The sequence below is a fragment of the Pseudomonas sp. GNP012 genome, from assembly GCF_054343835.1.
Map to the genome: position 1 here is coordinate 2,163,671 of NZ_JBTGUU010000001.1, position 21,168 is coordinate 2,184,838.

The 21,168-nt window shown below is 57.6% G+C and carries 14 protein-coding genes; 9 read left to right on the forward strand and 5 right to left on the reverse strand.

Annotated features, from left to right (window positions below):
• Positions 1-196: 196 nt before the first annotated feature.
• Complete coding sequence (locus ACXX83_RS09735) at positions 197-1,501, reverse strand: glycosyltransferase (RefSeq protein WP_458548268.1); 1,305 nt, start codon at positions 1,499-1,501, stop codon at positions 197-199.
• 74 nt (positions 1,502-1,575) lie between these two features.
• On the reverse strand, positions 1,576-1,938 hold the full coding sequence (locus ACXX83_RS09740; RefSeq protein ID WP_458548270.1) for a response regulator: 363 nt from the start codon (positions 1,936-1,938) through the stop codon (positions 1,576-1,578).
• Between the two features lie 258 nt (positions 1,939-2,196).
• Here ACXX83_RS09740 and ACXX83_RS09745 point away from each other — a divergent pair, with 258 nt between their 5' ends.
• The 5 genes from ACXX83_RS09745 (at position 2,197) to ACXX83_RS09765 (ending at position 8,741) form a co-directional block, all read left to right on the forward strand.
• Complete coding sequence (locus ACXX83_RS09745) at positions 2,197-5,688, forward strand: response regulator (protein WP_458548271.1); 3,492 nt, start codon at positions 2,197-2,199, stop codon at positions 5,686-5,688.
• Positions 5,688-6,521, forward strand: coding sequence for a CheR family methyltransferase (locus ACXX83_RS09750; RefSeq protein ID WP_458548272.1), 834 nt, complete (start codon positions 5,688-5,690; stop codon positions 6,519-6,521). Before ACXX83_RS09745 ends, ACXX83_RS09750 begins: the two co-directional genes overlap by 1 nt.
• Positions 6,518-7,111, forward strand: coding sequence for a chemotaxis protein CheB (locus tag ACXX83_RS09755; RefSeq protein WP_458548273.1), 594 nt, complete (start codon positions 6,518-6,520; stop codon positions 7,109-7,111). The genes ACXX83_RS09750 and ACXX83_RS09755 overlap by 4 nt, the downstream gene beginning before the upstream one ends.
• Positions 7,105-8,286 carry a hybrid sensor histidine kinase/response regulator gene (locus ACXX83_RS09760; RefSeq protein WP_458548275.1) on the forward strand — a complete coding sequence of 394 codons (1,182 nt, stop codon included), beginning with the start codon at positions 7,105-7,107 and terminating at the stop codon, positions 8,284-8,286. Before ACXX83_RS09755 ends, ACXX83_RS09760 begins: the two co-directional genes overlap by 7 nt.
• Positions 8,287-8,363: 77 nt before the next feature.
• The gene (locus ACXX83_RS09765) at positions 8,364-8,741 is read left to right on the forward strand and encodes a response regulator (protein WP_007970583.1); all 378 of its coding nucleotides are present in this window, start codon (positions 8,364-8,366) and stop codon (positions 8,739-8,741) included.
• Between the two features lie 4 nt (positions 8,742-8,745).
• Here the strand turns inward: ACXX83_RS09765 and ACXX83_RS09770 are convergent, their stop codons facing one another.
• The 3 genes from ACXX83_RS09770 to ACXX83_RS09780 all read right to left on the reverse strand — a co-directional run bounded on the left by ACXX83_RS09770 (position 8,746) and on the right by ACXX83_RS09780 (position 13,155).
• Complete coding sequence (locus ACXX83_RS09770) at positions 8,746-10,416, reverse strand: response regulator (RefSeq protein WP_458548277.1); 1,671 nt, start codon at positions 10,414-10,416, stop codon at positions 8,746-8,748.
• Positions 10,413-11,915 (reverse strand): ATPase domain-containing protein, encoded by a 1,503-nt coding sequence (locus ACXX83_RS09775; protein ID WP_458548279.1) that lies wholly within the window; start codon positions 11,913-11,915, stop codon positions 10,413-10,415. Before ACXX83_RS09775 ends, ACXX83_RS09770 begins: the two co-directional genes overlap by 4 nt.
• Before the next feature lie 184 nt (positions 11,916-12,099).
• Positions 12,100-13,155 (reverse strand): HEAT repeat domain-containing protein, encoded by a 1,056-nt coding sequence (locus ACXX83_RS09780; protein ID WP_458548280.1) that lies wholly within the window; start codon positions 13,153-13,155, stop codon positions 12,100-12,102.
• Between the two features lie 385 nt (positions 13,156-13,540).
• Here ACXX83_RS09780 and ACXX83_RS09785 point away from each other — a divergent pair, with 385 nt between their 5' ends.
• From ACXX83_RS09785 to ACXX83_RS09800, 4 genes are all read left to right on the forward strand, one after another.
• The gene (locus tag ACXX83_RS09785) at positions 13,541-17,662 is read left to right on the forward strand and encodes a hypothetical protein (RefSeq protein ID WP_458548281.1); all 4,122 of its coding nucleotides are present in this window, start codon (positions 13,541-13,543) and stop codon (positions 17,660-17,662) included.
• Between the two features lie 100 nt (positions 17,663-17,762).
• Positions 17,763-19,898 (forward strand): FUSC family protein, encoded by a 2,136-nt coding sequence (locus ACXX83_RS09790; protein ID WP_126045780.1) that lies wholly within the window; start codon positions 17,763-17,765, stop codon positions 19,896-19,898.
• Positions 19,888-20,088, forward strand: a complete 201-nt coding sequence (locus tag ACXX83_RS09795; RefSeq protein WP_015095039.1) for a DUF1656 domain-containing protein — start codon at positions 19,888-19,890, stop codon at positions 20,086-20,088. The genes ACXX83_RS09790 and ACXX83_RS09795 overlap by 11 nt, the downstream gene beginning before the upstream one ends.
• A gap of 4 nt (positions 20,089-20,092) precedes the next feature.
• Positions 20,093-21,058 carry an HlyD family secretion protein gene (locus tag ACXX83_RS09800; RefSeq protein WP_458548282.1) on the forward strand — a complete coding sequence of 322 codons (966 nt, stop codon included), beginning with the start codon at positions 20,093-20,095 and terminating at the stop codon, positions 21,056-21,058.
• Positions 21,059-21,168: the final 110 nt, after the last annotated feature.

A 21,168-nucleotide genomic window follows, 5' to 3' on the forward strand; every position in this document is an offset into this window, starting at 1 on the left:
CCTATGTCTGAATGCACTGGCAACCTGAAGGCTTCAAGTTCAAGGCAGCCCGAAACTATCCGGAGTGACAAAGGGAGTGGTGTTACTTATCTACAGCGTCGCGGAGCCTTGAATAGGTTAGCCACCCTGAAATGCAAAACGCCGACGGAATTCAGTGAGTATCCTGTCGGCGTTTTGATGGGGATATGGGCGAGCGCTACAAGGTGTGTGCTTGATTGCGATTTTTTTCCTCGATCCATTGCGCCATGTACTGGGTACTTTTGTGTTGATGATGGCGCAACATGCTGCCGGTAAAGTTATCGCGCCTGATCTGTGGCAGATGCCTCTGGCATTCGATCAGCCTTTCGATCAACGCAGGGCCATGGGTGGACTGCGGGTAGCGGCTGCTCAATAGGTGACGGGCCTGGGCCTGGGCGACAAGCCACTGCGCCTTGTCCTGATAAAGCCGCACGGCGCTGTCGGCGAACTCGCGCGCCGTACGGGTTATGGCACCGGGCCAGGGCTCTTGATCGTGCATGGCTTCCGCGCCCACTGGCGTGGTGACATTGGGTGTTCCACAGAGCATCGCATCGACGATCTTGCCTTTGATGCCGGCGCCGAAACGCAGCGGTGCCAGGCACACCCGAGTCTTGGACATCACCTGCAAGGCATCTTCTGCCCAGTTAAGTACATGAAAGCCCTGTGCCGCGTTGTGCAGGGCAGTGGCCTTGGGTGGGGTGTACGCGCCATAGATGTGCAACTGCGCATCAGGCAGTTGCGCGCGAACCAGCGGCCAGATCGCGGTTTTCAGCCAGAGCACGGCATCCCAGTTGGGCGCATGGCGAAAGTTGCCGATGTGCAGGAAATGCGCGCGATCTTCGTACTCTACTGGCGCGCTGGCCGGAAGATCGACCATCAATGGGCACCAGTGCAACAGGCTGCGCGGGATCCTGAACTGCTCGACCAGCAATTCGATTTCCACTTCGGAAACCATCAGCGTCAAATCACAACGATAAAACGAGGCGATCTCGCGCTTGGCCAGATCGGTATTGGCCATGTGTTCAAACTCTTCACCCGACGCCGGGGCGAACAGGCCGCTGAAGTCATTGTTGTCCTCGCTGGCCTTCAAGCGCTCCTTGAGGCGTTGATGCCGACCATGCCTGAGGCTTTGCAAGTCGCAACTTTCCAGCACGCGCAACGCATCGGGACAATACTTCTCGACCCGCCAACCGAACTGTTCCTCCATCATGAATTGATCGAACAACACGATGTCCGGCGCCAGTTCACTGATGAAGGTGTCGAAACTGCTGTTGTTCAGCTCGATGGGTACTTCACGAATACCCAGCGCCGTCAGGTCTGCGCGCTGTTCGCCGAAACCTGCCGGGCTGCTGAAGGTGATGTCCCAGCCTTGCTGCAGGAAAACCTCGAGAATCTGCATGACATGCCCGCTGGCCGCCGAAGAACGGGGCTCGGGCCAGACGTAACCAATGACCAGGACTTTGGTTGCGCGGGGCTCAATCATGTACGGAATTTCCTTGAAGCGAAGACAGGGCAGGGACAAAAACGGCGCGCATTAAACCACAGTGGATCGCTAGGTCACCCGAGAATGCCTTTGACCTTGTCGCGCAACTGATCAATGGAGAAGGGTTTGCCGATCACGTGCATGTCGGGGGGGACGTCGATGCTTTCGGCATAACCGCTGGCAAACAGAATGGGCAGGTCAGGACGCAAGACACGTGCTTCTTTGGCCAGCTCGCGACCATCCATGATCGGCAGGCCGACATCCGTCATCATCAGGTCAATGCGTTGCTTCGAGTCCCCGAGCGTCTCCAGCGCCTGTACGCTGCCGTCAGCCTCCAGCACCTTGAACTCCAGCTCCTCCAGTACGTCGACAATCAGCATGCGCACGATGGCATCGTCTTCGACGACGAGGATGGTGTAGGCGTTGGCGGATGACATAGTCGACTTCCTGAATAAGTTTGGCATTGCCGGTCGCTGGAAATCACCGGCCTCTAGCATCAGTAAGTGGCAGATCCAGACAAGTTCCCGAGGTGGCGCAAAAAAAGCATGCAACGCAGATCAGCAAGGATAACCCGCCGTTTAGCGTGGGCGCAGCGGAATGTAGGCCTATGCGCGAAAACATGTCAGAAAAATGGATCCATGTGCCAGTTTTGGGGCAAACTCCTTGCATTCTGACAGTTCGACAAGGCCTGCCCCATGACCTCTGCGTCCTCGGTTGATGAGCAACGATTTCGTAAACTCCTGAGCCGCAATATCAGCCTGCCGTTGGGGCTGGGCCTTATCAGCGCGGTGTTCTTCGTTTCGCTGATCACCTATCTGCTGTCGACGATCCAGTGGGTGGAACACACCGACCGGGTGATCAATAACGCCAATGAAGCGGTCAAGCTGACCGTGGACCTGGAAACCGGGATGCGCGGTTTCCTGCTCAGTGGCGACGAGCATTTCCTCGACCCTTACGAAACCGCCAAGCCGCGGATTGCCGTGGCCCTCAACACCTTGCTCGAGCTGACCGCCGACAACCCGGTGCAGACTGACCGCTTGCTGCGGTTGCAGGCATTGCAACAGGAGTGGGCCAGCTATGCGCAATCGTTGATCGATTTGCAGCGCAGCAGCGGTGATTATCGCTCGGTGGTGAAGGCCGGGCGGGGCAAACGCCTGACTGATGAAATTCGCAAGCAGTTCGAGGAGGTGATCGACTCCGAACAACAGTTGCGCACCACGCGCAATGATGAGGTGCGCCGCACCACGGTCTGGAGCATCAGCCTCTATCTGTTGTTCATCGCCGGCGTCAGTGGTTTGCTGGCGTATGTCGGGCGTCGCGATTTGCTCAGCCTTTCTCAAAGCTACAGTGTCAATCTCGCAGCCCAACAAGCCAGTGCCCAGCGCCTGGAGCAACAGGCCTGGCTGCGCAACGGTCAGACCGAGCTCGCCGAGCAGGTGTTGGGACAGTTGAGCCTGAACCTGCTGGGCCGCAACATCCTGCAGTTTTGCGCGCAGTACCTCGGTACCGTCGTGGCGGCGCTCTATGTTCGCGAAGACCACGGCGGTCTCAGACGCATCGCCAGCTACGGTTTTTCCCGCGAACAGGAAGAGCGCGAGCAGCAGATCTACAGCGATGAAGGCATTGTCGGCCAGGTGGCGCAGCAGGCGCGGCTGATTCGCCTGGACGAGGTGCCGGGGGATTATTTCAAGGTCAGCTCCGGCCTCGGTGACGGATTGCCGCGCAGTGTACTGGTGGTGCCGACCAGCGACGACGACCGGGTCAATGGCGTGATCGAGTTGGGTTTCCTGCGTCCGCTGAATGACCGCGATGTCGCATTGCTGGAGTTGATTGCCAGCAACATCGGCACGTCCATCGAGTCCGCACGCTATCGCCAGCGCTTGCAGGAAGTGTTGGCCGAAACCCAGCAGCTCAATGAAGAGTTGCAGGTGCAGCAGGAAGAGCTCAAGACCGCCAACGAAGAGCTCGAAGAACAGTCGCGGGTGCTCAAGGAGTCCCAGGCGCACCTGGAAACCCAGCAGGTGGAGCTGGAGCAGACCAACGAACAACTCGCCGAGCAGGCACAAGTGCTGGCCGAGCAACGCGACGCCATGGACCTGAAGAACTCCGAACTCAATCAGGCGCAGATCCAGCTCGAAGAGCGCGCGCTGGAATTGCAGCGTTCGAGCAAGTACAAGTCCGAATTCCTCGCCAACATGTCCCACGAGCTGCGCACGCCGCTCAACAGCTCGTTGATCCTGGCCAAGCTACTGGCGGAAAACCCGGAAGAAAACCTCACGGCCGAGCAAGTGAAGTTCGCCGAGTCGATCTACTGTGCCGGCAATGACTTGCTCAACCTGATCAACGACATTCTGGACATCTCCAAAGTCGAGGCCGGCAAGCTGGAAATCCGTCCGGAGAACACCAGCGTGGCACGCCTGGTCGATGGCCTACAGGGCCTGTTCCAGCCGTTGGCCATGGACAAGCAACTGGATTTCCAGGTGGACTTGCAGGACGGCGTGCCGCAGATGCTGTTCACCGATCGCCAGCGCCTGGAGCAAGTGCTCAAGAACCTGTTGTCCAACGCCGTGAAGTTCACAGAAAGCGGCAGCGTCAGCCTGTCCGTCGCCGCGGCGCCGAATGACGGCATCGCGTTCAGCATCCGCGATTCCGGGATCGGCATCGAGGCGGATCAGCACGACAGCATTTTCGAAGCCTTCCGTCAGGCCGATGGCACCACCAATCGGCGCTACGGCGGCACAGGGCTGGGCTTGTCGATCTCCCGCGATCTGGCCGCGCTGCTCGGCGGTTCCATCAGCGTGACCAGCAAACCGGGGCAGGGCAGTGTGTTTACCCTGGTCATGCCGCAGCAGTACGTGGAACCGGGCGAGGAGCCTGTCGAACCGATGAGGGCCGTTGCGGTGGCGGCTGCGCCGAATGCAGTGCCGCCCACGTTGTCGCCATTGGTGGCCGAAGTCGACATTGCGCGTTTCGACGACGATCGCCACAAGGGGCCGTTCACCAGCCGCTGCATTCTGGTGGTGGAGGACGAGTCGAACTTTGCGCACATCCTCTACGATCTTGCCCATGAGCTGGGTTATCAGTGCCTGGTGGCCCATGGCGCCGACGAAGGCTACGACCTGGCCAAGGCGTTCATCCCCGACGCGATCCTGCTGGACATGCGGCTTCCGGATCATTCCGGCCTGACCGTGCTGCAACGCCTGAAAGAGCACGCCGAAACCCGGCACATCCCGGTGCATGTGATTTCGGTCGAGGACCGGGTCGAAGCGGCGATGCACATGGGCGCCATTGGCTATGCGGTCAAGCCAACCACCCGCGAGGAACTCAAGGACGTATTTGCGCGCCTGGAGGCCAAGCTGACCCAGAAGGTCAAACGTGTACTGCTGGTCGAGGACGACGACCTGCAGCGCGACAGCATTGCCCGCCTGATCGGCGACGATGACATAGAGATCACCGCCGTTGGCCTGGCGCAGGAGGCACTGGACCTGCTGAGCGCGTCGGTCTTCGATTGCATGATCATCGACCTCAAGCTGCCTGACATGCTCGGCAACGACCTGCTCAAGCGCATGTCCACCGAAGACATCTGCTCCTTTCCGCCCGTCATCGTCTATACCGGGCGCAACCTGACCCGCGATGAAGAGGCTGAACTGCGCAAGTATTCGCGTTCGATCATTATCAAGGGCGCGCGTTCCCCGGAGCGGCTTTTGGACGAGGTGACACTTTTTCTGCACAAAGTCGAATCGCGGTTGTCCCATGACCGGCAGAAGATGCTCAAGGTCGCCCGCAGTCGCGACCGGGTCTTCGAAGGGCGCAAGGTGCTGCTGGTGGATGATGATGTGCGCAACATTTTCGCCCTCACCAGCGCGCTGGAGCAAAAGGGCGCAGTCGTGGTCATTGGTCGCAACGGCCGGGAAGCGATTGAACGACTCAATGAAGTGGAGGACATCGATCTGGTGTTGATGGACGTGATGATGCCGGAAATGGATGGCTTTGAAGCCACTGTTGAAATCCGCAAGGTCCCGCGTTGGCGCAAATTGCCGATCATCGCGGTGACGGCCAAGGCCATGAAGGATGATCAGGAGCGCTGCCTGCAAGCCGGCGCCAACGATTACCTGGCCAAGCCCATCGACCTGGACCGCCTGTTTTCGCTGATTCGCGTGTGGTTGCCGAAGATGGAACGCATCTAGTGGAGCGCCATTTTTCAGGGGAGCGCAGCAGCGAAATCGAATTGCGCCTGTTGATCGAGGCGATTTACCTCAAGTACAGCTACGACTTTCGCGATTACTCCGGCGCGTCGATCAAGCGTCGGGTCAATCATGCGTTGAGTCAGTTCGAGTGCCAGACCATCTCGGCGCTGCAGGAAAAGGTCCTGCACGATCCGGCCGCTTTCATGCAATTGCTGCAATTGCTGACCATCCCGGTCAGCGAGATGTTTCGTGACCCCTCGCACTTCCTGGCCATCCGCAAGGAAGTGGTGCCGCTGTTGCGAACCTACCCCTCGATCAAGATCTGGATCGCCGGATGCAGCACCGGGGAAGAGGTGTATTCGATGGCCATTCTGTTGCGCGAAGAGGGCTTGCTCGACCGTACCATCCTCTACGCGACCGACATCAATCCGCGCTCTCTGGAAAAAGCCAAGCAAGGGATTTTCTCGATGGAGAACGTCCGTGCCTACACTGCTAATTACCAGCAGGCCGGTGGCCAGTGCTCCTTTGCCGACTACTATACGGCGGCCTATGGGTACGCGATTTTCGACAAGACACTGCGCGAAAACGTGACCTTCGCCGATCACAGCCTGGCGACGGACAGTGTGTTCTCCGAAACTCAATTAATTTCATGTCGTAACGTATTGATTTATTTTAATAAAAAGCTTCAGGATCGAGCGTTCGGACTGTTTCATGAGTCCCTCTGTCATCGCGGATTCCTGGTGTTGGGCAGCAAGGAAACCCCGGATTTCTCGACTTTTGGCGATCAGTTCGAGCCGCTGGTCAAACAAGAACGGATCTATAGAAAAACATGAACAGTGCAACGAGCCTGCCAGCTATCGAAGCGATCGTGATCGGTGCCTCCGCCGGTGGCGTTGAGGCGCTGTTGAACATCCTCGGACCGCTGCGCGAAGGATTTGTGTTGCCGATCATTGTCGTGCTGCACCTGCCGGACGAACGCCGCAGCCAGCTGGCGGATGTGTTTGCCCGCCGGGTGGCCATGCCGGTGCTGGAGGCGTGCGACAAGACTGCGGTCGAGGCCGGCACGCTGTATTTCGCAGCGCCCGGTTATCACCTGTCGGTGGAGCGGGACCGTAGCTTTTCCCTGAGCCTGGAGCCTCGAGTGCATCATTCGCGCCCCGCCATCGATTACCTGTTCGAATCGGCTGCCGATGCCTACGGTGCCGGGCTCGCTGCAGTCCTGCTCACAGGCGCCAACCGCGATGGCGCGCACGGGCTGGTCCAGGTCAAACAGCGCGGTGGCATCACCATCGTGCAAGACCCGCAAGAGGCTCAGGTCGCCACCATGCCCCAGGCTGCGCTGGATATGCACCGGCCAGACCACATACTTTCTGTACGCGGCATCGGCCGTCTGCTTGTCGAGATGGAACGAATCGCATGCTGAGTAATATCCAGGCCAAACTGCTGATCGTGGACGATCTGCCGGAGAATCTGCTGGCGCTTGAAGCGCTGATCAGGCGTGAGGACCGGATTGTGTACAAGGCGCTGTCCGCCGACGAAGCCTTGTCATTGCTGTTGCAACACGAATTCGCCATGGCCATCCTCGATGTGCAGATGCCTGGCATGAATGGCTTCGAGTTGGCGGAGTTGATGCGCGGTACCGAAAAAACCAAGAACATCCCGATCGTTTTTGTCAGCGCCGCCGGGCGTGAAATGAACTACGCGTTCAAGGGCTATGAAAGCGGCGCCGTGGACTTCCTGCACAAACCTCTGGACATCCACGCGGTCAAGAGCAAGGTCAATGTGTTCGTCGACCTGTACCGCCAGAGCAAGGCGATGAAGGAGCAAGTGCTGGCCCTTGAGCAAAGCCGCCGCGAACAGGAAGCCCTGCTCGAGCAACTGCAGAACACCCAGCTGGAACTGGAGCAAGCGGTGCGCATGCGCGATGACTTCATGTCCATCGTCGCCCACGAAGTGCGCACACCGCTCAACGGCCTGATCCTTGAAACCCAGCTGCGCAAGATGCACCTGGCCCGGGACAACGCCGCCGCCTTCACCCTGGACAAGATGCACGCCATGGTCGACCGCGACGAGCGGCAGATCAAAAGCCTCATTCGCCTGATCGAGGATATGCTCGATGTCTCGCGCATTCGCACCGGCAAGCTGTCGATCCGACCGACACGGTTCGATCTTTCGACGCTGGTTCGCGATTTGCTGCACAATTTTTCCCGGCAGATCGACGCCGCCGAGACGTCGGTAACCCTCGATGCCGAGCAACCGGTGATCGGAAACTGGGATGAATTTCGGATTGAGCAGGTCATATCCAACCTGTTGACCAATGCCTTGCGCTACGGGGCCAAGAGCCCGGTCTCGGTGAAGGTATACAGTAAAGGGGGCCTGGCGCTGGTAGACGTGCGCGACCAGGGGATCGGGATCAGCGAAGAAAACCAGACGCGCATATTCCAGCAGTTCGAGCGCGTATCGGCCAGGCAGGCCGTCGCCGGACTGGGCCTGGGATTGTTTATTTCAGAACAGATCGTGACCGCCCATGGCGGTACAATCACCGTCCAGAGCCGGATTGGCGAGGGCGCCTTGTTTCGCGTTTGTCTGCCGCTGTAGGAAAACAGCCAGATAAACGCAACCTCTGATCGACCCCACGGTCGTATCAGCAGCAATTGACCGAACAAAGGCTTCCCATGAGCGAAGATGCACAAGACGTAGTACTCGTTGTCGAGGACGATCCCTCGATTCTGATGGTGCTGTCCGCTTACCTGTCGGGCGAGGGTTATCGCGTATTGCAGGCCGAAAACGGCGAACAGGCTTTTGAAATCCTGGCGAGCAAACCCCACCTGGACATGATGATCACTGACTTCCGCCTGCCCGGTGGAATCTCCGGCGTGCAGATCGCCGAACCCGCCGTGAAGCTGCGACCGGAACTCAAGGTGATCTTCATCAGCGGCTATGCCCAGGAAATCCGTGAGACCGACAGCCCGATCACGCGCAAGGCGCCGATCCTGGACAAACCATTCGATCTGGATAAGTTGCAGGAACTGATGCAGGACATGCTTTCGTAAGCATTCAGGCGCTGATCATTTCCCGTACCTTCGCTGTCAACAGATCAAAGGTGAACGGCTTGGTGATCATCTGCATGCCCGGATCGAGGAACCCGCCGCGCACTGCGGCGTGCTCGGCGTAGCCGGTGATGAACAGCACCCTGAGATCGGGCCGTAACTGCCGGCCGATTTCCGCCAGTTGCCGGCCATTCATGCCGGGCAGGCCGACATCGCTGATCAGCAGGTCGATGCGCTGGGCCGAATCGAGTATCGGCACCGCGCTATCGCCATCACAGGCTTCGACGAAGGCATAACCCAGATCGCTCAACACCGTGCTGATCAGCACCCGCACCGCCGGATCGTCCTCGACGATCAATACGGTCTCGCCATTGTTGGTGAAGGGCGAGTGTTCGACATTGGCCGGATGCTCATGAGGCAGGTCACCCCCAAAGCGTGGCAGAAACAGACTCACCGTGGTCCCTTCGTCCACTACGCTGTGGATGACGACATGACCGCCTGACTGCTTGCTGAAGCCATAGATCATGGATAAACCGAGCCCGGTGCCCTGGCCGATCGGCTTGGTGGTGAAGAAGGGGTCAAAGGCGCGGTTGACGATGCTTTGCGCCATGCCGCAACCGGTGTCGGTCACGCTGAGCACGACGTAATCACCCGCATCGAGATTGCTCTGGGACTGAGCAAAGTCCTCGTCGAGGTGCCGGTTCGAGGTCGAGACCACCAGCCTGCCGCCATTGGGCATGGCGTCGCGGGCGTTGATCACCAGGTTGAGCAGGGCGCTTTCCAGTTGATTGGGGTCGGCTTCGGCTACCCAGAGTTGCTGGTCCAGTTGCATGTCCAGGCGAATGCTTTCGTTGATGCTGCGTTGCAGCAGTTCATCCATGGAGATCACCAGGGCATTCATCTCAACGGGTTTGGAATCCAGCGACTGGCGGCGGGAAAACGCCAGCAGGCGGTGAGTCAGGGCCGCCGCGCGGTTGGCCGAGGTCACCCCCAGGTCGATCAGGCTGTCCAGATCTTCGGTACGCCCCCGGGCCAGGCGTCGACGCAACAGTTCCAGGCTGCCGATGATGCCGGTCAGCATGTTGTTGAAGTCATGGGCGATGCCGCCGGTGAGCTGGCCGACGGCTTCCATTTTCTGCGACTGGCGCAGCGCCTCTTCGTTGTGACGCAATTGCGCAGTGCGCTCTTCCACCTGCTGCTCAAGGGTTTCGAGGGTGTTTTGCAGGCGCAATTCACTCTGGCTCAGGTCGATCAGCCGATCCCTGGCCTCGTACTGTCGTCGCCGTCCGCGCAAGGCGGTGGTGACCAGACTGATCAGTGTGATCGGGTGAAAGGGCCGTTCGAGGAAGGTGACATTGCCCAATTGCGGACCGAAACGTGATGCCGGATTCTGTTGCGGGCCGCCATGGTGCGTCATCAACACGATCGGCAGGTCCGACCACGCGGGCTGTTGTTCAATCAGCCGGATCAACGGTTCGAGATCACTGCCCAGCAGTGCTTCGCTGGAAATCAGCAGCAGGCCGGCACCGAGTTCCAACTCGGCGCACAGTCCGGGCAGGTCCTGGCTGATTACCCCGTGAAACCCGGCTTCGTTGAGCATCATCAAGGCAATCTGGCTGTCACGCCCTCGCGGCGCAAGGATGAGGGTGCGCTCGGGTGTCGCCAGCACCGCAGTCACCGGATATCTTCCGCAAGCAAGGGGTTGCTGGCCCCGAGATAGGTGGGCACCCCGCGCAGTACGCCCTGGAAGGCTTCCAGCGGTTCACCGATGGTCATGCCCTGGGCGCTGATGCGGTATTCACGGATGGTCGATTCATGGCTGCCGGTGCGTTTCTTGATGATCGAAATGGCCCGGCGTACCTTGCCCAGGGCTTCGAAGTAACGCAGCAGGATCACCGTATCGGCCAGGTAGGTGATGTCGACCGGGGTCTGCATGTCGCCGACCAGGCCATGCTGGGCAACCGTCATGAAGGTCGCGGCGCCTTGTCGATTGAGGTACAGCAACAGCTCGTGCATGTGCAGTACCAGGGCGTTCTCTTCCGGCATTGCCGCCTGATAGCCATTGATGCTGTCGATCACCACGGTCTTGATATTGCCTTCGTCGACACAGCGCCGGACCCGGTGGGAGAACTCTCCGGGAGACAGCTCGGCGGCGTCCACTTGTTCGACCAGCAAATTGCCGCTGTCTTGCAGGGCCTGCAAATCGATGCCGATGTTCTTCATGCGCTCGAACAGCAACCCCAGCTCTTCATCGAAGATGAACAGCGCGGCTTTTTCACCCCGGGCCACCGCCGCGGCGGCGAACACCATGGATATCAGCGATTTGCCGGTCCCGGCCGGACCGAGAATCAAGGTGCTGGACCCGGTTTCGATACCGCCGCCCAACAGCGCATCCATTTCCCGGATGCCACTGGTCAATTGCTGGCGCAGGTATTGACCGCGATGTTCGGCGGCCACCAGACGCGGAAATACATGCACGCCGTCGCTGGCGATGGTGAAGTCATGAAAGCCGCCCCGGTATTTCTGGCCGCGGTACTTCACCACGCGCACGCGCCGTCGCTCGGCACCGTAATTTGGCGTCAACTCTTCCAGGCGAATCACGCCGTGGGCGACGCTGTGCACGGTCTTGTCCAGGGACTCGGTGGTCAGGTCGTCGAGCAGCAAGACCGTGGCGTCATAACGCACGAAATAATGTTTGATGGCCAGAATCTGCCGACGATAACGCAGCGAGCTTTGTGCCAGCAGGCGAATTTCGGAAAGACTGTCCAGGACGACGCGGGTCGGTTTGACCCGTTCGACCACTTCGAAAATCTGGCGGGTGGCCTCGCCCAGTTCAAGGTCGGAGGAGTAAAGCAACGTCTGCTGCTGTTCGGCATTGAGCAGGTTTTCCGGAGGCGTCAGCTCGAAGATGTGGACGTTGTCGTCCATCTCCCAACCATGGGACAAGGCGCCCTGGCGCAGCTCGCGTTCGGTTTCAGACAGCGTGATATACAAGGAACGCTCGCCGTCTTGCGCGCCAGCCAACAGGAAGTGCAGCGCCACCGTGGTCTTGCCGGTTCCCGGCTCGCCTTCGAGTAAAAACACATGACCGCGGGACAATCCTCCATCGAGGATATCGTCCAGGCCCTCGATACCGGTGGCGGCTTTGGTACGGTTCAATTCGTTGGTTAGAGACAAATAAGAGTCCTCTTGTGGCCAGGAACAATGAGGCAGCCACTTCGAAGAGCCGCAACGGGCTGCCTTTTCACTTGACCCCTGGCCCGGACGAGCGTTCAACCTTTTTTAACGCAAAAAGATCGCAGCCTGCGGCAGCTCCTACACCTACCCTGCAGGAGCTGCCGAAGGCTGCGATCTTTTGCTTTCAGAGCCCCTGCTGCAACGACGGATCATCAGGGTTCATCTGTTCGAGCTGTGCCGTCAGGATCTGCACGTTTTGCAGCTGCCCGCTTTCCTTCCAGTAGTTGATCAGCAGCACCCGTGCCTTGCGATCGTTCGGATGGCGTTGAACGATTTCCTGCAACTGTATCTGCGCCGCTTCGAGTTCCTGCTCACCGCGCAACGTGGTCGCAAGGTCGTAGCGGTAATTCCGGTTATCGGGTTCAAGCTCAACGGCCTTGGACAGGCCGAGCAGGGCGAATTCGCTTTGGTCGTGATGCAGTAGCCAGAGCCCCAGGGCGTGTTGCAGATAGGCCGAGTTGGGCTGTGCCTGCAGTTGCCTGGCCAATAGTTGCCGGGCGGCGTCGTTCTGGCCCTGTTTGTCCAGCACTTCGATTTGCAGCACCAGCGCCGGCAGGTTGTCCGGCGCCAGGCGCAGGGTGTTGTCCAGCGCCTGTTGGGCTTGCTTGAGTTCGGCGTTGTGCAGGTGCAGCCGGGCCAGCTGATATTGGTTTTCGGCGCTTTGCGGTTCGCTCTTGAGCACGAGCTCCCAGGCATCGATGGCTTGCTCCAGCGGCCCGAAATACAAGCCGAGTTCATCCGGGGACAACCCCAGCAGCGCATTGATTGCCGCCAGCCGCACGCTTTGATCGTTGTCATCGAGCAATGGCCCCAGCAAAAGACTGCGCTGGCCGTTGGGTACCAGGGCGCTGATGCTCCTGATTGCGGCGATACGCACTTCGGGCGACTCGTTCTGCAAGTCGGCATCCGCCAGTTTCAGGGCCACCGAGCTTGGATAATTGGGCAGCTCGGCATGCAACCAGACACGGCGCTTGGGGGACAGGTCCGGACGCTTCAACTGCTGATAGAGCACCCGCGCGGCACCGGGTTGACCACCCCGGGCCGCTGCCAGCGCTTCGCTGTAACCGTGCTTGATGGCTTCGGGAACCACCGGGGTGGTATCGCGCAGGGAAAACCATGCAAGGCCGATGACGAGCAGGGCGAAGAGGCTGATAAACAGATAGCGGCGGGACTGGAGCATGCAAAAATCCGGGAGATGAGGCATCAGCAAAAGAGTGCCAGCTTCGATCAGTCTGGGAAGGGAGTCAAACCTGCGTGGCTCTGAGATGCCGTCGCCATGTTCCTGGTGGGCGTTTCAGTAGCGTTTTTTACAAGTCGTTTACCGTGACAGTGCGTAGCCTCGCGAGAACTGAGTCAACTGAAACGGAAAATCCCGAGTGCCTCTCCCTCCTAGCGTCACAAGCATCATTCATGCGCCATCCACAACCTCTTTAACCTGCGATCAAATGAATAGAACGTTGGTTTCCGACGAGGTCCGGCATACCGAGAACACGCCCCTGGTTCTGCACAAGTCCGGTCGTGCACCTGCAAGGTCCACGGGCGCTAGTGTCGATAGTTCACCCCCAATGCTCGCACGCAACGCCTTCGAAGATCGCTTCACCAGTCAGGATGATCTCGAACAGCAGTGGTCAGAACTCAAGGCGCAATTGCAGACGGCGTCTCTTACCGAGCAAGAAATGCTAGCTGTTCTGAGAAGCGGTATTTTGCAAACGAACACTGGCAAAGCCATTGCCGATCTATTTGCAGACGCAATGTTTCGTTCGATCCGACAATTGGGATCGACGAACGACGATCGTTTGAAAACAATAGTTGATGTGGTTTGTCATTTGCCGCCCGGCCAATGGCAGGCGGCGCTGGGTGAAAACATCAGGTTTACGAGTGGACTAACCCCCGAGCGGGTGACGGGCTTTATCCAGTCACAGCTGGATCGTTCAACAGCGCTGCTGAATGAACGAGTGGCAAACAACGAGTTGCTTACAGACTCTCAGTGGGCAGCCCTCAAGCAAATTACACAGCAAGCCCGGACCTATATTCGTCCTTCAAGTGAAAGCGTGCTCAATAGCGCCCTGATGATGCTTGAAGACGCGTGCGTTGTTCGGCCTTCTCCCAAGGATGCGCATCAGCAGTTGGTCAAGTTCCTTGATGAACTGCGCAAGCCGCTACAAAGCGAGCGAGTGCGGTGGCCGGACCGCTTTGCGATAGAGGTAGAGGCGATCTGCAATCAGCTTAAACCTGCTGAAGAGTATAAACAGACTTGGCAGGAGTGGCTGATCGACCCTCGCTGGCTGGAAAGCCCGCTCGAGCCACCGAATTCATTTTCAACGCCGGTGAACTCATCGGAACCCGCGCAAGATGCAAAGCCAACCACCGAGAAATCCACGACTCTGCTATCGACCTTGCAGGCATTCGAGCGCAACGCCGACTTTTACTTGAACGTCAGCACAAAAGGCTCGAGCATGCCCGAGGGGTTTGCTGCCAGGCTTTTGTGGGTCTGCAATGTGCTGGATTCGTTCGGGGCGTTGAGATTGGACAGCAGGCATATTGCAATCGGTCGACCGGCTTCGACACAAGACGATCAAACGAGCAGGGGTGCAACCGAAGGTCTGCCGGCATCCTCGGCTGATTTGTCGGGACATCAACCCGATGCCGCCTCCCATTCGTTCGAACAGTTTGCCGCGCAGTTGGACGGCGTTTTAACCCGGGTCATCAACAGCATTACGCCCTGGAACAGCGCTTATGCCGAAGAGCTGGGTGAGGTTAAAGTTCTGCTGAATGAACAAGTCTACAGCCCGACAACCGAAGCTCTGCCCTCCGATTCATTCTGGTCCCGTATGCCCGACATGGACGCACTGGGAGAGCAACTGGGCAATTGGCTGAGTGCAATGAGTGGGCGTTTGCTCAGCACGGGCGTCGCGGTCCTGAGCCGAACGGGAGACTTGATAGAGCGCAATTCGCATGTTCCCGCGGGAGTCTTTGTTGCCTACATGGCGATCAGCAACTTTTACATCAGTTGGTTTCTGCCTGCCAATGACGAAACTGCCGAAGCAAGACAATCGAACTCAAAACCTGACTTTGAACCTGATGAAGCATTCGTTGTTCATGAAAATACAATAGAGGGCATCACTGAGCTACTTGATGAACAGCCAGAATTTGCAGATAGGGTTCTACAGCGTATCAGCGAATCCGAATATCTTGATCCGGGCGACGATCCACAGCTGATAGAAGATATCGAGGCGCTTTTAAAACAGACGGTCCACGGTAGTGCCGATGTAACTTACCAGGATTATCTCGAAGAAATTATCCAGTTGGCGGCTGCCGATGCTCACGAAGAATTCGAGGAGTTCGAGGAATATTCAGGAGGAGGTTCAACCACGGAGCATGCTTCAGCTCAGGTGGAAACTGATGACATCCATGGTGGCGTGCGCAGGAAACGAAGCCTGGGCGGTAACATGCAAATAAATGAAAAAGGCGTATCCGCACATGCTTCTGCTCGTTGGCTAGTCGAGGCGGGACAACACTCATTAAACGCTCGCGCAACAGGTCGCCCGGACGAGGAAATAGCTCCTGGTATGACGATTGGTCAGGCAGCTGACAGATTCATCAATACGCTTGAAGGCCTGCAAAAGGTTTCCGATCCTTCAGTTTTTATACGGACAGTCATCGAGGAAACCATTGCTGGTTCGAATCTGCCGAAGGACATAAAGTCAACGCTGAATTATAAAACCAAATTCACAGTTTGGTTTCGAGGGTTGCCAGAGAAGCACACGCCTGGAGAGCATATTAGGAAAAGATATAATCTAGCACAATTATTTACGGGGCAACATAAGAAAGAAGCGAACGGCAAATCAATTACCATATCGTGGCCTGATCGTTACACGTCGCAGTTTATTGCGCAGGTTGACGAGATGGATCTTCTGGAATTGTATAACGAGCACGCGCAGGGAATACTTTCACAGCCAGATGTTTTTGATTTTTGGAGGGTTGGCAAGCAAAAAGAACTGGAACGCGCCCTGAAAGTATTCCTGCAGGAAGGTAAGGGCACGGCGCAAAACAAGAATATTGCAAAGAAGTTTCTTGATGGCAAGATCAAGGCGCAAACGATCTCGATTCGTGATGATGGTCTCAGTACTCCTCACAAAGTGAGTAACGCCGTTTATTTGCAAGACTGGAGTAATTCAGGGGGGTTGTTCGTTTTTTTGGGTGGGAACAGCACGGTGATCGAGCACCCTCCCGAATTGAGACAAAGAACGAAGTCAATCGAGCAGTTTCCAGAGCTGCGAGGTAATTTGTCCATGCGAATTGCTCTGAATGAACTTTTGGGGCGGGGCGAATATGACTTCAAGTACAGCCTGGGTTTTATCGATCCTAAAAAATTAGAACTGGAACCATTGGATTTTTTTAACATATTTAACCTTCCTTCATTTTTCGCAAAAAAGATAGATGGAAAGTTATCCTATGAGCCTATTCTGTTTGGATGGCCAGACAGTGATGTCGAAGCGATTTATGAGGAGCTTTACAAAAGACAAGGTGATCAAGTCAAGGCTGCCATAGACACGTTGACCTCAACCTTCGCCGAGCGCATGACAGATGCCATTTTGGCATTGGTGTCCGATGCACTTGCCATGCTGTCGATGTGCACCGCATTTATTCCTGGCCCTGGTGCTCTAGCAGCGGGAATGTCGATGTTGTTAGGCTTTGGCTCGGTAGGGGCAACTTATGTACGAGGTGAACTGGAGGACGATCCGGGCCTGGCAGCGCAACACAAGGCCAATGCGTTACGTGGAGCCATTTTTGAACTTGTCGGGCCATTTATAGGGAAAGTGGCTGGTAAAGCTATTCCCAAGTCTTCATACAAAAAAATTGGCAATGAAGTAATCGAGCGGATGGCTTCGTCAGGGCGTGTGCCAGATGATGTAGCTAAGTATTTACCAATAAAAACGCCAAAAAATCCCATTCTGGAAGCAGTAAAAAAAATATCTCGATGGGTCGCTCCTGTGGAGAAGGATATCCTGGAAATACTTTCAAAGGTTGACTTGAAGTTTATAAATCATCGAACTGCAAACAAGTTTATGCGATTGAATCGTGGGCCGAAAGTGGCGCAAAAATTAATGGATAGAACAGGGGTGACGTATTTTGGTGGGCCATCAAAGGGTTATGTGTATAGGGGGGTCGTCATGCGAGGGGATATGCGCCCGCCAAGCGAAATTTTTGAGGAGGGTTTCAAGTTACGAAAGACATACATAGATATAAAGCAGGTTAATGGAATGCAGGGTGGTTTTGGTGGAGGTAAAGATGCACTTGATATGGATGGAATGGGGATATCGACCTCCGCTTATTACAAGGAGGGTGGTCAGGGCGCGTATTTCTATGGAGGCGGAAAAAAAGGATACACGTATGTCATTGATGGTCGAGATATAGAGGGTTTTCATTTGTATCAAAATCAACAATGGGCAATGCATCCCGCCTCAAAACTTGGAAAAAAGCCCCACGAGATCAACTACCCAAATGACATTCCACCGGAAAAAATACTAGGCGCTTATGACGCTAACGAAATCTTCTACCCCAACCCAACAGCCATCGGCAGAAGTGTTGCACTAAGCACTCCTAAACATGGTTCAAATGTTAAACTTCCGAAGCAGAAAGCAGCAACTAATAGTACAGGCATTACTTTCCCTCTGAGCGGCTAGCGGGCCAACCAGTAAACCTGAATATCGCCTCGGCAGGGATTCCTGTCGAGGCGCCGCACAAATGACTACGCTTGCTGGAGACAGTCCGACAGGCTTTCCCATGCAAGCGCTACTGCAATACTTCAAAGCCATGCTCAACCCCGGCCCCGGGGTGTTGCTGTTTGCCTTGCGAACCATCGCGGCGGGGTTATTGACCCTGTACCTGGCGTTTTTGTTCGATCTGGACCAACCCAAGTGGTCGATCATGGCCGTGGTCATCATCAGCCAGCCACTGGGCGGCATGGTGCTGGCCCGCAGTTTTGGCCAGGTGATCGGCACCACGTTGGGCGCGGCCGTGGCGGTGTTGATCATGGCGATCTTTCCCCAGGCTCCGCTGCCGTTCATCACCACCCTGGCATTGTGGCTGGCGTTGTGCACCGCCGGTGGCACCTTGTTGCGCTATACCAGTTCCCAGGCGTTTGTCCTCAGCGGCTACACCGCTGTGGTGGTGGCCTTGCTGGCGGTGCCGGATCAGGACGGCATGTTTCTGCTGGCGGTGACCCGCGTCACCGAGACCTTGCTGGCGGTGGCCTGCGTGTGTCTGGTCAGCCTGCTGACCGCCAGGCCTGAAGCCGTGGCCCGTGACTACTTCGCCAGGATCGACCAGATCACCCGGTTGCTGGCCACCCATGCCAGCGCCGTCATCCGCACCGAAGAGAGCGAAGCCGATTTCCAGCAGCGACAAATGCAGCTGTTGGGCCAGATCAGCGGTCTGGAGGGCGTGCGCCGGCACATGTACTTCGATGCGCCGCGGTTGCGCAGTGCCAACGGCCTGGTGCAACTACTGGGCAACCAACTGGTGTTGTTGACCGCGCGGCTGACAGCCCTGCGCCACCAGCGGCTGCTGTTGACCGAGCGTTGGGAGGGCGAGTTGCCCGAGGAAATTCAACGTTTGCGGGCCGAAGAACTGGCGTTTCTCGATGAGCTGGCGCGGGAAGGGCGTTCGCTTTCCAGTGATAAGCGCCATCATTTCACGTCGTTGCAACAACGCTTTGATGAGCTGGCCTACAGAGCCGAACAATTGACCGAGCCGTTGCCGGCCACCTTGCGCTCGTTGGCCTGGTCGCTGCGCTGGGAGCAGGCTCGCCTGCTGCAGCAGCTGGAGCAGATTCTGGAATTGAGTGACGCCATCCAGAGCGGGCGACCGGCCAGCAGCGTGTTTCGCGGGCGGGAAAATCCGCTGCATCTGGACTTCACCCTGGCGACCATGAATGCCATCCGGGCTTTTTCCGCGCTGTTGATTTGCGGCCTGATCTGGATCGAAACCGGCTGGGACGGTGCGCGAGGCGGGATGGTGCTGGTGGGCATCCTTTGCTCGCTGATGTCGACCTTTCCAAGACCGCTGCTGGCCGTGCAAAGCTACGCGAGGGGATTCGGGCTGGCACTGGTGGCCTCGGCGCTCCTGCAGTTTCTGTTCGTGCCGATGGTCAGCAATTTCGAGATGCTTGCCTTGCTGTTGGCGCCCTTGCTCTATGCCGTTGCAGTGGGGCTGGCCAGCCCGGCCACGACAGGCACCGGCATTGGTCTGGGGCTCACGACTTTTCTGCTGCTCGGTCCGTTGAACGTGGGGATCGGTCAAAACACCGCCATCCAGTGGTTCGAATTTGCCGGGGCCTATACCTGCGCGACCGTGCTGGCGTTGAGCGTCTATGCGCTGATCTTTCCGTTCAGACCGGATTTGCGCATGAGGCGGCTCTATAAAGAGAACGGCGAACAGGTATACGCCTTGCTGAAAACCGCGCCGACCGATGAACAGCAATTTGCTTTCGAGAGCCGCATGGTTGATCGCCTGACCATGATGCTGGGGCTGCTGCCGGCAACGCAGGAGGCCAAATCCCATGAGCGGTTTCAAGTCAGCCTGGCCTGCATGGCGCTGGGGATTGCCTTGAATCAGCTCAGGCAGCAGGGGCAGAACAACGCACTGTTGAGTCCGGATCTGCAAAGTCGCCTGTTTTCCACTGTCCGGGAAACGGGCAGGCTGGTCGCCGGCCGACCCGGGGTCGAAGTGACCCGGGTACTCGATAGCCTGCACGCCCTGGGCGACGAACTGGATGCCCTGCATACCGATGTCCATGAGCGCTTGTGGTCAGTGTTCCGTATGCGCGTGGCGCTGTTGATCGTGGTGTCGTTCGTCGAGCGTTATCGCGGCTACTTTCAACCCTCCGGCATTGAAGGAGACCCTGTCCTTGCCCATTGATCTGGAAGTGGGTGGCGCCTATCTGCCCCCGATTGCCCAGGCGTTGCTGCTGGGCTTGCCGATTTTCCTGTTGCTGGACTGGGTGCTGCGCCGCCTCGGTGTGCTGCAGTTCGTCTGGCATGAGGCCTTGTTCGAAGGCGCGTTGTACGTCTGCGTTTGCGCCACGTTGATACTGGTGATGGGAGTCTGATGCCTTGAAGAACATCCTTCCCCGACTCACGACGCTGGCGGTGGTACTGCTGGCCTTGATCCTGGGCTGGTTCGCCTGGGAGCATTACACCCGTGCCCCCTGGACCCGGGATGCCCGGGTGCGTGCCGATGTGGTGACCCTGTCCGCTGATGTTTCGGGGCGAATCGTCAGCCTGGCCGTGCAGGACAACCAACATGTGAACAAGGGCCAGGCGCTGCTGGAGATCGATCCGGCGCGTTACACGCTGGCGGTGGAGCATGCCAAGCGTGCCGTCGAGGTGTCGAAAGCCTCGCTCGGGCAGGCCCAGGCGTCCATTGCTGCCAGCGAGGCCTTGCTCAAACAACGTCAGAGCGAGGAGCAACGGCGGCGCACGCTCAAGGACCGTTCGGCGATTTCCGGCGAAGAGTGGGAAAAAGCCAACACCGATGTGTCGGTGGCCCAGGCGGATCTGCTGCGAAATCAGGCCAACCTGGTGTTGGCCCAGGCCAACGTGCAACTGGCCATCGCGGCCTTGACCCAATCGGAGCTCGATCTGCAGCGTACCCACGTCGTCTCCCCGGTGACCGGCTTTGTCACCAATCTGCTGACCCGGGAAGGCGACTATGCTTCCGCCGGGGGGCCATTGCTGGCGCTGGTGGACAGCGATTCGTTCTATGTCAGCGGTTACTTTGAAGAGACCAAGTTGCCACGGATCGGCGAGGGCGACCGGGTCAGGATCGAGTTGATGAGTGGCGAAACCTTCGGCGGCAAAGTGCAGAGCATTGCCTTTGCCATTGCCGACCGGGAAAACCTGCCGGGCGGTCGCCTGTTGGCCAGCATCAACCCCAGTTACACCTGGGTCAAACTGGCGCAGCGGGTGCCGGTGCGGATCGAGATCGATGCCGACTATGCCGGTAAAGACAAACTCAGGGCGGGGACCACGGCCACCGTGACCGTCCAGGAAAGCCAAAAATCCAAAGACCAACAATAACCCCTGTGGGAGCGGGCTTGCTCGCGAATGCGGTGTGTCATTTGACATTTGCATTGCCTGACACACCGCCTTCGCGAGCAAGCCCGCTCCCACAAGGGATCTACATTACC